At 36.1% G+C, this 12,901-nt stretch carries 11 protein-coding genes and 5 pseudogenes; 4 read left to right on the top strand and 12 right to left on the bottom strand.

Annotated features, from left to right (window positions below):
• Positions 1–19: 19 nt before the first annotated feature.
• A complete protein-coding gene (locus J7E77_RS24550; protein ID WP_214717468.1) occupies positions 20–1,261 on the bottom strand; it encodes an MFS transporter in 1,242 nt (413 codons plus the stop codon).
• 177 nt (positions 1,262–1,438) lie between these two features.
• On the opposite strand from J7E77_RS24550, the gene J7E77_RS24545 reads away from it, so the two are divergent.
• Together J7E77_RS24545 and J7E77_RS24540 are read left to right on the top strand one after the other, a co-directional pair.
• Positions 1,439–3,517 carry a helix-turn-helix domain-containing protein gene (locus tag J7E77_RS24545; protein WP_214717466.1) on the top strand — a complete coding sequence of 693 codons (2,079 nt, stop codon included), beginning with the start codon at positions 1,439–1,441 and terminating at the stop codon, positions 3,515–3,517.
• A 417-nt stretch (positions 3,518–3,934) separates the two neighbouring features.
• Complete coding sequence (locus J7E77_RS24540; protein WP_214717465.1) at positions 3,935–4,510, top strand: hypothetical protein; 576 nt, start codon at positions 3,935–3,937, stop codon at positions 4,508–4,510.
• A gap of 835 nt (positions 4,511–5,345) precedes the next feature.
• On the opposite strand, the gene J7E77_RS24535 is transcribed toward J7E77_RS24540, so the two are convergent.
• The 5 genes and pseudogenes from J7E77_RS24535 to J7E77_RS24515 form a co-directional block, all read right to left on the bottom strand.
• A complete protein-coding gene (locus J7E77_RS24535; protein WP_214717464.1) occupies positions 5,346–5,504 on the bottom strand; it encodes a hypothetical protein in 159 nt (52 codons plus the stop codon).
• 166 nt (positions 5,505–5,670) lie between these two features.
• Positions 5,671–5,805, bottom strand: a complete 135-nt coding sequence (locus J7E77_RS24530; protein ID WP_214717463.1) for a BA3454 family stress response protein — start codon at positions 5,803–5,805, stop codon at positions 5,671–5,673.
• 497 nt (positions 5,806–6,302) lie between these two features.
• Positions 6,303–6,455, bottom strand: a complete 153-nt coding sequence (locus J7E77_RS24525; protein WP_168243671.1) for a hypothetical protein — start codon at positions 6,453–6,455, stop codon at positions 6,303–6,305.
• A 597-nt stretch (positions 6,456–7,052) separates the two neighbouring features.
• Positions 7,053–7,271 carry a helix-turn-helix domain-containing protein gene (locus tag J7E77_RS24520; protein WP_214717458.1) on the bottom strand — a complete coding sequence of 73 codons (219 nt, stop codon included), beginning with the start codon at positions 7,269–7,271 and terminating at the stop codon, positions 7,053–7,055.
• 10 nt (positions 7,272–7,281) lie between these two features.
• Positions 7,282–7,770 (bottom strand): annotated as a pseudogene (locus tag J7E77_RS24515) (DUF2975 domain-containing protein).
• Positions 7,771–7,938: 168 nt separating this feature from the next.
• Here J7E77_RS24515 and J7E77_RS24510 point away from each other — a divergent pair.
• Positions 7,939–8,561 (top strand): annotated as a pseudogene (locus J7E77_RS24510) (DMT family transporter); the annotation flags it as partial.
• 218 nt (positions 8,562–8,779) lie between these two features.
• Here the strand turns inward: J7E77_RS24510 and J7E77_RS24505 are convergent.
• The 5 genes and pseudogenes from J7E77_RS24505 to J7E77_RS24485 form a co-directional block, all read right to left on the bottom strand.
• Positions 8,780–8,902 carry a GapA-binding peptide SR1P gene (locus tag J7E77_RS24505; RefSeq protein WP_214717457.1) on the bottom strand — a complete coding sequence of 41 codons (123 nt, stop codon included), beginning with the start codon at positions 8,900–8,902 and terminating at the stop codon, positions 8,780–8,782.
• 517 nt (positions 8,903–9,419) lie between these two features.
• Positions 9,420–9,638, bottom strand: a pseudogene (locus J7E77_RS24500) (DDE-type integrase/transposase/recombinase); the annotation flags it as partial.
• Between the two features lie 61 nt (positions 9,639–9,699).
• Positions 9,700–10,008: pseudogene (locus J7E77_RS24495) on the bottom strand (DDE-type integrase/transposase/recombinase); the annotation flags it as partial.
• 2 nt (positions 10,009–10,010) lie between these two features.
• Positions 10,011–10,178 (bottom strand): annotated as a pseudogene (locus J7E77_RS24490) (aldo/keto reductase); the annotation flags it as partial.
• Positions 10,179–10,404: 226 nt separating this feature from the next.
• Positions 10,405–11,262: an MBL fold metallo-hydrolase gene (locus J7E77_RS24485; protein ID WP_214717456.1), complete on the bottom strand. Its 858-nt coding sequence runs from the start codon at positions 11,260–11,262 to the stop codon at positions 10,405–10,407.
• Between the two features lie 258 nt (positions 11,263–11,520).
• Between J7E77_RS24485 and J7E77_RS24480 the strand changes: the two genes are divergently transcribed.
• Positions 11,521–12,438: an AraC family transcriptional regulator gene (locus tag J7E77_RS24480; RefSeq protein WP_214717455.1), complete on the top strand. Its 918-nt coding sequence runs from the start codon at positions 11,521–11,523 to the stop codon at positions 12,436–12,438.
• 74 nt (positions 12,439–12,512) lie between these two features.
• Here J7E77_RS24480 and J7E77_RS24475 read toward each other — a convergent pair.
• The coding region (locus tag J7E77_RS24475; protein ID WP_214717454.1) for an IS3 family transposase at positions 12,513–12,901 on the bottom strand (389 nt) is incomplete at its 5' end.

Here is a 12,901-nt window from a genome sequence, read left to right as displayed (position 1 = left end):
AATTCAATCCTGCGATCACTCAGTTTACTGTTTCTGCGGTAGAATAATCTGTTGCTGTTTGTTTATTTTTAGCTGATGGTAAGAAACAAGTAAGAACTGCAGCGACTAGGCAGCATATAGTTAAGAACAAGAACGCACTTTTGTAAGACCCTCCTGACGAAGCGATAAGGGCACCCATGATCATCGGGGAAAAAATACCTGCAGCTTGCCCTCCCAAATTTATTATGCCAAATGCGGTACCCACTACCTTCTGTTCCATAACCCGGTGTGGCAGTGTAAAGATAAAGCTCATAATAAATGACATAAAAGTAAAAGCAATGCACTGATACATAATTACCTGGAAAACACTGGATGAAGATGACATTAGATAAAGAGAAGCTCCCATAATAATAATTCCAGTTATTACTCCATATTTTGCATTCGAACCAACCTTATTAATGATTCTTCCACTAATAATCATCCCTATTGTCATGAACAAGGAGGGGATCGCACTGATTAACCCAACTGATTTAAGATCGATTCCAAGCCCCTGCATCAAGTATGAAGGCATCCAGGAAATAAGACCCCAGCTTGTAATATTGATAAAAAAGAAGATTAATAGAACCCTCCATAAATAGGAATTGCGGAGTAGCTCTGCATACTCTTTTCTACTAGGCTTATTTGCTATGTCAGAATTAGAGTAATTCCCAGCTTGCCTAGTGGATATGAGGAACCAGATCACAAAGATAATACCTAATAGGCCGATTAACAAAAACACGTTCCGCCAACCAAATGCGACTAGTAGTGGAGCACACATAATCGGTGCAAGAGCAGCACCAAATGCATTTGAAGACATCATCGTTGATTGAGCTTTCGTCCTTTTATCTGCGGGAAAATAATCAGATATTGCTTTAGTACTTGCTGCAGGATATCCCCCTTCACCGATTCCAAAAAGAAATCGAATAAGAATTAACGAAGTAAGGGACCACGCAAGTCCAGACAATGCAGTAAATACCGACCAGGCCAAAACAGCTATCACGATGACTTTTCGTGATCCAAAACGGTCTGCAAGCCAGCCACCTGGAATCTGCATTAATGCATACCCCAAGAAGAAGGCACTTAGTACAATCCCTAATTTGGACGCATCAAGTGATAAATCTTCTCCGATTTGTACAATTGCAAGACTTATAACCGTTCTGTCAATGTACGATATAATCCAGCCAAAATAGAGAATTAATAAAATCAATTTGCTCTTTGAATTGTTAGCACTTTCCCCCAACATAAAAACCTCCTTTTTTATTGAATGTTTATAAATAAAATATAAATAAACAAGCACTTATTGTCATTGTCGAAATATACATTATATTCAGAATTCTGTTGTGAATTTCCACAATATATAAGATAATGAATGAAGAATTGTACAATCATTAATTAAAGGAGTAAGTTAAGGGGGATTAACATGGAACAGAAAGGAATGACAATGGGGAGATTTGATGGTACCTTGACATACCATGTTTGGGTGTTGGCTTGCACAGAAGAGTGGGGCCACTTATGTAAGGACCCACTCACCGATATGGAGGAGACCCTTTTTTCAAATGAAGATTTATGGCCGAATTCATCCTGTATAGAAAGTAATAACTATGCCACATGCTACAATCCCGAGACTGGTAGCCAATTGTTTGAGTTTGCAACAGAAGTTCCTGAATCAACTTTGGTTCGTGCTTGCATACATTCTGGTAGGACGTTATCTGAATTCGAGTGTAATTATTTTGTGTTGCAAGTCCATAATTTGCTGCTTCAACAAACATTTGAGCGATATTGGCAAGAGAATGATGCATGGCTAGATGGCTTGCATTCGCTAACTTCCATGCTTGAGTTGGATGAGCTGTTACACAATATCATGCACAACGTATTGATTGCTATTCCATCGGTGGACCGTGGATTTCTAATGCTTTATGACGTTGAGACACAAAAGCTTACCCCTAAAGCAAGTGTTGGATTGGGATCGTCTATCTATGATTTCAAGACCGACTTAGGGGAAGGTATTGGAGGAAAGGTTTACCAGGATGGAGTCGGCCGTATCTTCAATCCTGAACAAGGATTGGAAGCTATATCTAATATTCAGGCAAACAATATGAAAAGTTTAATGGCTGCACTGGGAAATACAAATATAAATTCCAATATATTTGCTATGGCTGTTCCAGTAAGGATGAACGAGGAAAAGATTGGTGTGATGATTGTTCATCAGATTACTAAAAAACGAAAGTTGACTAACGCTGATTTACGCCGGTTGCAGGGTTTTGCTGATCAGGCAGCAATTGCCATTACGAATGCAAGACTTTTCTCAGATCTAAGGGAAACAAATGAATATTTAGTTAAACGAAACCATATTCATGAAGTTTTTACTAAACTCTCTTTAAAGGATTCTGACTTGATAATGGTTGCAAAAACAGTTGAACGGATGATCAACCTCCCTGTTTCTCTTTTCGATATAACAAAAAATGAATGGTATCCACATTACACTCCGCTTTCAAAGAAGCTAATGGATACAGATTTATTAAATGGATGGGAAAACTCTTTAGATTCATTGACAGTTACTACTAATGAAACTCCTGTTCATTTGTATCCCATTGTAAATGAGGGGGTTCCAATCGGTTACTTTGTGGTGGAGCTCAAGCGGCTGCTCCGTCCTCTTGATACTGTAGTGCTAGAGCAGGGGAGTGCTGTGGTTGCGCTAAAAATGGTTAATACCTATTCCATGACAGATATGTACTATAAACAATGCTATGAATTCTTTAATGAACTTCTCCAATATAAAGAGCCAAATCTACTAGCTTCTAAATCAAGTGATTTTGGTCTTTCTCCAGACAAACTATTCTTTGTCACCGTAATGCAATTGAGTGGGCGGGCACAAGTCGTCAAGAAACAAGAAACATACCAGAGAAAGCTAATTGCCGCTCTACATAATGAATTGGTCTCTTTACAGTATCTTCTATTTGGTTTTCAGGATAAAGTGACAATCATTATGAATGCCACTTCTGAGTCCCAACAGGAAGTTGTGATCCGAAAATTAAAAAAGGTGGTAAATTCATGGACAAATAAGGATGCTCCAGTCCTTATGGGGGGGATAGGGACGCCTTACCCGGGTCTCGAAAATGTTGCAAGAAGTTTTGAAGAAGCGAATAAATCATTAGCCTATATCTTAAATCGTGGAACTCCTGACATTATCAGTTATGAAAGTATTGGCATTAACCGATTGTTTATCAATCAGCAGGCTGAGGATATTAAACCATTTATTCAAGATGTGTTCGAGCCACTCCAATCTCCTAAGGCCCAGTCAAGTGATCTGGAGTTGACACTGAGAACTTACATTGATGCCAATCGATCTATACCCGAAACGTCAGCACGTCTGCATATTCACCAAAATACACTCTACCATCGAATAAGAAAAATCGAGGAAATACTCGCAGTCAATCTAAACGATTCTAGTGATTGGCTTAAATTGCTCCTAGCTTGTCATCTTAGTGATTTGTACTGAAATTCTCATCCTAGTACAATAGCAAATGAAGGTTTAGGATGAGATTGGGGTAGAGGTCTGCTTTTCTCATGGGTATTTGCCAGCACAATTCTGATCCAGTCATACAAACCATCTAAAAGGCGGCTGTTAAGCTGCCATCCACACATGAAGATGGCAGGAGCAATAATGCCTATCTTTACAGAAATAGCCATTGAAGCCATAGCCTTACGCTCTCAGGGTTGGCCTCGTGTCATCAATTGATAAACAATAGACAGTTTATTGTTTGGTTATCAGGACTAAGATATACATCTGAAGAGTGTTTACCATCATTAACTGATGATTCTACCTGTTAAGTCTTATTACGTTAAATGTCCCTTTGAAGAATACAGAACTTCTACTTATATCTTCAATCTTAAATTTTATTTATGACTCTAAGTTATGAAACCTTTCAATACCTTGGTAATTCATTACTATAAAAAAATGTGTCAATTCTTAAGAGAAAAGGTTATTGCATATCAAACTACAAAAGAATTTTCATTCAAGGAGAAGTTAATAGAAGATGGTTTACGAGTGGAAGTAACACCATCATGGTTACTTAGTGATAAACGTAAAGAAATTGAGGCTAATCAGCCGTTTCCAGTCATTCGTAAGCAAGAGCCTATCCTTTTCCCTGTCGAGCCTTCTGAAAGCGTTACAGAACCTTCCGAAAGCAATGTAAACAATCAATCTAATAAAGTGGATTTTGAAACAGAGAGAAAGAAAACAGGTGAATCAATAAACATTGAAATCGGTGGTAAAATATTAGAGTATAAATTGGAGCCATTAAAAAACAACCCAATCAAACCAAATGAGATTGAAAATAAATTTGATGAAGAAGAACAAACAAAATTGAGAATTATTCAAACCTTTAACGCTGATCCATACCGAGAGCCAGTTAAAGTTGAAGGTAAAGAAGAAAGACTAAAACAACTTTACGAACAAATTGAATATTTAAAAGCACAAGGATACAGATAATATAGTTTTAAAGAGTGTTGCAGAACGGCAATCGTTCAGCTGCACTCTTTTTTGTTTGCCAAGCTAAATGATTTATTACTAGAAAAAAGAAGAATTTGTTTAATTACTAGTGGTCTTTTAGTTATAGTAAAAATGTTAAAAGTCCTTATGTAACAAGGTTTTACAATTGACCACCAGTGGTCAATATGGCCTAATATAATTAGGTAAGGTTGAGATAATCCTTTCCCACACACACAATATTATTGAAATCGGAAGGGGATAGGAAAATGGAAACAGTAACCGAATGGTGTTCAAGTTGTGAGAATGGAAGTAGAACTACAAACAAAGTTTCAAAGACAAATTTGTCCTAGTTGCAAAATTGAGATTCTTCCATGCACTCAATGTGAAAGACAAAAATAACGGGGTTCTGAACGTATATAATGAATATTATATATGCTTAGTTAAAAAGTATAAGGAAGCAATACTTGGATGGATATTCAAGCAAGGTGCATTACGTTAAGGTACTTTAAGGCAATTTTACGAACCATCTTGTTTCTTTGATTTCTTAAATAAAAAATACAGATAAGTAGCCCATTTTATTACGAATCCGCCCATCACTAGAAAAAGAAAGAACCAAGTATTTACGAAATGAGAATAAATTCAATCAAACATAAACCCACCTCAACATGTTCTTTCTTTGGTTTGAACGCTAATGTTCAGCACTATCAAAACCCCGACGCATGGTGCGAGTCAGAGAGGTATAGACTAGGTTAATAAAAGGCGGTTACAAAAAAGAGCATCTATCTTAAAACAGATAATGCTCTTTAATTTATATGTATTATTTTATTTAAAAAGTTTAAGAAGCCTTGCGCTCTTTAGCGTTCTTTAGTTCCCTTAAGCTTTCTTTGATTAACTCTCTTTGTTCCTCGGTAATAATAAAATCCGTAAGACGATCCTCAAAATGAGCAATACGTCTTTCCAACTCCCCTATAGTAAGGTTATTAGTATTCTTCATAAACCCACCAACTCCTCTTATTATAATTTATATATAATTAATATTCTTCATAAAATCCTCCAAAGCCGCCATTGGCAGCTGGATATTCAAGTAAAGGAAGCTATCCAAAATCTATTCTTCAAGTGGAAGTTCCATTCGAAATCCTTTTAATCCCAGGATCCCGTATTTAATTTGCCCATTGTTTCAGAACTTGTTCTTGTGCTATACGATAAACTTCTTCTTCTGTTTGGTTTTTGGTAGCTATTACGTTGGTTTGATAAACTTTATCTTTATGTGTTACATAGATTGTATACTTGTACATTTTGTTCTATCTCCTTTATATAATTCTAATAATTCTCACTTTTTGTTCATTCCACTTCTCTAATAAATCCAATTTCATTTAGTTATCCCTATAAATGTTTTTTAACTTTTTTTATTTTACAAATAAAATGAAAGTGATTAAAGCTATAAAAAAGGTCAAGATTTGACAAATTCTCAACTTAACGAAAATTAATATACTCACTAGCAACGGTAATGACTGGCAAAGTCAATAAAATCAACAAACTTTTTATGATTCTAATCTCTTATGTATTTTGTTACACTTCTTAGAATGAAGAAAAATGTCGAAATATAAAAACTAAAAAAGGCCGGCTCCTTATACCAATCTTAAATTACCTTTTTGTTTTAATCCTTCAAACTAAATTTCCCCAAATTAAAAAAACCACCTTTGCTAAGATGAATTTCTTACTTATTTAGTAAACTAACGCACCCGAGTTGAACAAGCTCCATTTCTTCTATTGCACATTATGTTCGTTTTGTTCACTTTTGTTTAGCCTTTAATCGTTTTAATTTTCTTTTATGGGTTCTTATAGCTGTTTCCGTATCTTTTATACTTGTTGTAACCACTCCATTGCTTTCTACTACCACCAAATTATTAATTCCGCCTTGAAAGTTTTTATAGGAAATATACATAAATATCATCCTTCCATTATGAATAATATTTGTCTTTCCTTAATTTATTTTTTTCAGGTATTACATCTGGTTACTTACGATAATTCTAGCCTTTATTTTTTTAGTTTAGATTAAAAAGTCGTAAAGTTTTCTTTAATTATTGCCGAATAGACCACTCTAAAATGTGCTCAATAGTTGTAAATTACGACATTAAAAAATTATATTTTCCTCCTGTTCTTCCACTAACCTGCTCAGTTTGTTAAAAGTGAATACAACAATGTTTTAACAAAGTAAAAATAAATAAGAGTAGCTTTTTACATAACGGGTTCTGTTTTGAAGTACAAAATGTCAATTAACAAGCTAATTAACAATATAATACGCATCTTAATTAGCACAACATTTAACAACAAAAAAAACAGGGGAATCAGAATAACGGGTTTCCTTTTGAGGTGCAAACATTGCAAATCACATCCTATTTTTTGTCACTAATATCAATGCAATTCTCAATGGAATACTCAGAGTAAATAACATCAATAAACGCAAAGAAGGGATAGCTTAATGGCTATCCCTTAAATTCTCTATCGACTCCCGTTAGTTAAATAAATTTGTTGTCTGTTTTTAATGAATGTCTTCGTCGCTTTTGTACTCCAAAATATCACCTGGCTGACAATCCAAAGTCTTACATATCGCTTCTAATGTTGAAAAACGAACCGCTTTTGCTTTCCCATTTTTCAGAATGGAAAGATTCGCCATAGTAATTCCAACCCTCTCCGAAAGCTCCGTTACGCTCATTTTTCGTTTTGCTAACATCACATCAATATTAATAATAATTGCCATATTCTCCACCTCAGACCGTCAAATCATTTTCTGATTTTATGTTAATCGCTTCTTGTAAAAGTCTTTGGAGAACAGCAGCAAAAACGGCGATCACCATAGAGGCGAAAATAATGACCAATCCGATTGGTATGATACTTGGAGGGTCAACTCTTTCCGCCATGAGATAGTAGAGTGGCATACCTAGCAGGTACAAGGTACTAATCGTGATGGCACAGTATTTTATATTCTTTAAAGCCTTTACCGATAATTCCGAGAACGCTTGGTTCTTATCAATATAGCTTAAAAGTTTAAAAGTTTGATACAGAGCAAAGTAAAAAGGTATCGCTGCCGCGTACATATCGATTAAAACGAGAGATTTCATATAAGCAATATCTGGATACAATTCTCATGCAAAATTCCCGATCTTAGGCACCAAAAATATGCACAAAGCAAGCACTGCAATTCCAGCCAGAAAAATAATTACCTTTAAGAAAGTGGTTGAACCTCGTTTAACATTCATTTAAAACACCTCACTTATTTAATGACAACATGATTTTAACACACATTTTATCGTTTCACAATAAACTAATATTGCTTTTAATTATATTATTATTGTTATTGATATATCCTTTTATTTTTGTCAAAATTAAAAAGCATTTCTCATTACAAAGAAATGCTCTTACTTTAAGAGGAAACGGGTACAATGCTGTCCACAGCACAGATGGGAGCCATAATAACTTCTTCAACACCCGCGTTTATGGTTATTTTTGCTCGCTTACTTCTTAAAGAACGATTGACGTTAAAAAAGGGGCTTTCCGTTTGTCTAGCGACTATTGGGGTTTTTCTCATTGTCGGAATCGGAGATGTGGATTTATCCAGTAAACTTGGTGGTATTGCACTGCTTATTGCTGCTTTAACGTGGGCACTTATGTCTGTACTTGTAAAGCGTTTGCCGAGTGACTATTCACAAATTGTGGTAACCACCTATTCCATCTTGGTAGCCCTAATCGTGTTGACCCCTTTTGTTTTGCCACGATTACACACTATTAATATTTCTGAATTGACTCACCCGACAATTTGGGGAGGACTCTTTTATTTGGGTATTGTCTCAACAGCAGGTGGATTCCTACTTTGAAATCGCGGTTTACAAATGCTTAACGCCTCAAGTGGGGGGATATTTTTCTTCTTTCAACCCGTGGTTGGAACATTACTTGGTGGCTTATTCTAGGAGAGAATATAGGTGTAACCTTTTGGATAGGTTCCATCCTAATTCTTGCTGGTGTTTTATTCGTTATGATTGAGAAAAAATAACATTTAAGAACCCCTTTAATTGTATTTGAAGGGGTTTCAGAGTGTAGACAAACCCCTTTTTCAAAAAGTTATCTGAAGAAAAAGGGGTTTTGTTTCTTTTTTAGTTAAATATTTGGTTATTATCCTGAGAAAAAATACCATATATTGATGATTTATTAACTATAAAAGCCGTTCTCAACATTTGAGAACGGCTTTTATAGTATTGATTTATGCTTGAATTATTTAGAAGTCTTCTTTTGTTTTTTATCACAGCAAGTGCATTGTCCGTACAAAGTTGATACTTTCTCATTCTCAAAATGCTCAATTGTGTTATTGCAAATTTGGCAAATGATAGTTCCCATTAGAAAAACTCCCTTTTGTTTGAATTTTATAAGATAGACAATTCTAATTTCTTAAAATGTAAGCGTTTTTTATTCGTTGATATTATAATAGTATGTCACATTTGGTTTGTCAATAATAAATTGTATAACACATTTAAAGAGATAATGTCGATTTTTAGGGAAATTATAAATTTAAGGTTCTGGTGTAGAATTTCAGCTAACTGGAAATTAATCTATAAATCTTGGACATACTGATATTATCAGTCTAAAAAAGGGTGTGTATCGGTATACAAAAAGGATCCTTCAAGTTGAAGATCCTTTTTGTATACCGATTTAATTAAGCTAGCTTTTCAATTCCTTTTCCAGATGAAAAAGAAAACATAAAGCATTCCCATCAAAAGATATATACTAATAAAAGAAGAAATTAATCTCTTAATTAACCCTATTTCTATTCCATTAGTCAGTATTGTAAATAAGGTTCTGGTGCAAATACAATAAAAGTTTAAAAAAATGAATAGATTCCTTTCGGAATCCTACCTTATGCTGTAAGTCCGAACAACTGATGTATAAATTCTTTCTGGTTTTTGACAGACTTCTCCCGTAAGAAAACTTGCTTCTTTTGAAGCATATGCATCGCTTCCATACCACTCAATATCTTTTTGGCAGTTCGAAGCGATTTCAATCCTAGCATAGAACGAACTCGCTTCTTTATAAAGCGATGGTCTTGCTCAATGATATTATTTAAGTACTTCTGTTGGGTTCTGGTGCAAATATACTTGTTAAAAACATAGAATCTCAATACCCTTTTCATCTATGAATTATGATGCTACTCCAAATAATTTATGTATGAATTCAACCTCGCTGTGGACAGACTTCACCCCTTGTAGAAGTTGTCCTTTTTTAAGCATATGCATCACCTCCACTCCACAGATGATCTGTTTGGCTGTTCGAAACGTTTTTAATCCTAGCATAGAACGGACTCGCTTTTTTATAAAGCGGTGATCTTTCTCCACTATGTTATTCAAGTACTTCTGTTGTCTAAGTTGCATACCATCAGGTATGCTTTTCTCTTTTTTCAACTCTTCAATGGCTATAGGATAAGCCGGATTCTTATCGACTGTAATGACTTATCAAAAAAATTGATACCATGCTCAAGGGCTTTTTCAATAATAGGACGACTGTGCTCTTCATCTAGTACCCATTGATGCATCCCTCGTTCTGGGATACCAAAACTCATACAGCCAAGACAAAGCCGGGATACATCCAAGCCAGTGTTTCCAAGTTTTACATAATCCATATTAATCCTCCTCAATTTTAAAAGATGAAAAATAAATCTATTAATTGGTGCTAGAAATTCATGTATCAGACTATTTACATTATGCAACAAATCAAAAAGGAATCGTTATCCCATTCGTATCAAGTTTTTGCATAATCCTATCACATCCGATTAGTGCTCCTTCTACCTGTATGCAAAGTAGAAGCTTCGCTTCTACCTACTTATAAGAATTAGCAGCTAACAATCTTTAAGAGTTGTGTTCAGATCCGCGTACCTCAAATTTTTCACCGGGTGCAAGAACATGTAATCGACGTTCCCATTCACTGATTCTTGGAGCAAGTTCCATTGGGTTACCATTTAGAGCCTCAATTTCAGTGTCATAAGTGCCATAGTGGTATGGAATTAATTGTGCATGTGAGAGTTTATTGGCGATAGTTGCAGCTTCTGGACCTAGATGGTACTCGTCTCTTGATACGTCGAGCAACAATACGTCGATCCCCGTCATCTCAAGATGTTCAGGTAGTAGGCGGGTATCCCCTGTGCACCAAATTGTGCCGTCAGGGGTTTTAATAAGGAAACCACAGCAATCATTTGGTCCCCATGGTTGCCCATATTTTTCCGGGTTCTTTTCTTGCCATGGATGTTCAGCTGGGGTCGTTGTTATTTCTATCTGTCCAATTTTAAAGGTTTCCCCTATTCCAATGGTTTTTGTTTGTTCGACCGGTACTCCTAGCGACTCTATATTTTTGACAACAGGAAGAGTCCCATAAAACAACGCATCCTTTTCTGCTAAAGCAAGGGGTGTATATTTTCCAACATGGTCGCTGTCTCCATGAGTGTATATGACGGCATCTAGACGAGGCACGTCTTTTGCCTCGATTGGCAACGGAACGCGCATCCGAAGTCCAATTTCAACAGTGTCCGTTTTTTCTTTATCCATTGCAATATCAGGATCAATCATAACATTGGTTCCGCGTGAATGGATTAGAAAACCAGCACCAGAAAGCCAGCATACGAATGTATCAGTGGATTTGGCAAACGCTTCTGATTCAAGAGGTTGTGTAGGGGGTGCACCAGCGTTATGTTTAGATTCAGATAAGCTCAATATTTTCATCTCCTAATTGTTTAATTTGTTTAATGATTCTTTTGTATGTCTTTTTAATTTTCTTTCTTTCTATTACCCACTCTATTTCGGTTTTTGCTTATGGTGAGTTTGTTACATCTAACTATACAACAAATAATAAAGAAACCCTTATCCCATTCGTATCAAGTTTTTGCCTAATCCTATCCCTACCATTTACACAATCGACAAATATACGATAGAATAAGACTATCGAAGATGAAGGAAAAAGGAGAATCAGATATGTCTGAGAGAATTTTCAAACTGCAGCATGAACTTGCCAAACTCATTGATCATCATACAGAGCAGGACGGTGTTCATTCGACTGCAATCCCATCTTTATTTTTAATCCGTGAATCAATCGCTACCGAACCAATTGCTAGAGTCAACGAGACATCCTTTTGCATTATCCTCCAAGGGGAGAAGGAGGTATTGTTGGGAGAGGAGCGCTTTCGGTATGGTCCTGCCAATTACATTGTGGCATCCGTTGACTTGCCTGTTACGGGGCATGTTATCAAAGCTTCTTCTGAAGAACCGTATTTGGCTCTCAAACTTGAATTTACACCGAGTCAAATCTTAGAGGTCTTAAATGATTCTCAAACTCGGGTTGGACAGAAAAAAAATGCCAAACGAGCGATGTTTGTCAGCAAAGCAGACCCTTCTCTATTGGATGCGGTAGTCAGGTTAGCCCTTCTACTAGAAAATCCGAAACATATTCAGGTACTTGCTCCTTTATTCACGAAGGAAATTCTCTATTGGGTTCTTCAAAGTCCGCATGGGGAGGCACTGGAGCAAATGGCAATAGAAGGTAGCAACGGAAATCGAATAAGAGACGTTATTGAACATATCATCAATAACTATGATAGGTCTTTTAAAATCGAGGAGCTTGCGGAAATAGCGAATATGAGTGTTGCTTCACTCCATCGGCATTTTAAGGAGGTTACGGCTATGAGCCCGATTCAGTTCCAAAAACAACTGAGACTCCAGGAAGCTAGGCACCTGTTATTAGCCGATTCAACAGATATTGCTGATGTCGCATTCCGTGTAGGATACGAAAGCCAATCACAATTCAGTCGAGAATATTCCCGCATGTTTGGTTTACCACCAAGAGAAGATATGAATCGAATGAGAGAAAAACACGAACAAAGAATCAACGCTTGAAAGTTATAGAAAAAAGCCAATCTTCAAAATGAACTGCCCCCCGTCAAGTAGACAGTGGAAATAAATAAACGACATTAGGCGGCTTTAGCCCTGTATTCTAAGGGGCTAAGGCCGTTTAGTCTTTTTTGTAATCTTTCATGATTATAAAAATGTATGTATTCCTCAATGTCTTTCTTCAACTCTTCAAACGTATTGTATTTGTTTAGATAATACTTCTCACATTTCAATGTTCCCCAAAATGCTTCCATCGGTCCATTATCGATACACCTTCCAACTCTTGACATACTATGCACCATTTCTGCTTTTTCAATTTTCCTTTTAAATACATTGGAAGTGTATTGGAATCCTCTGTCACTGTGGAGAAGGGGAGTGGCACCGAGGTTGGCCTCCAATGCTAAATCAAAGGTTTTAAACACCAATGGATTATTATTTGAAGTTCCAAATACATAGCTTACTATTGACC

It is taken from the genome of Bacillus sp. ISL-77, assembly GCF_018613105.1.
The sequence above is the reverse complement of the archived record's forward strand: the minus strand, read 5'-3'. Positions and strand labels throughout refer to the sequence as shown.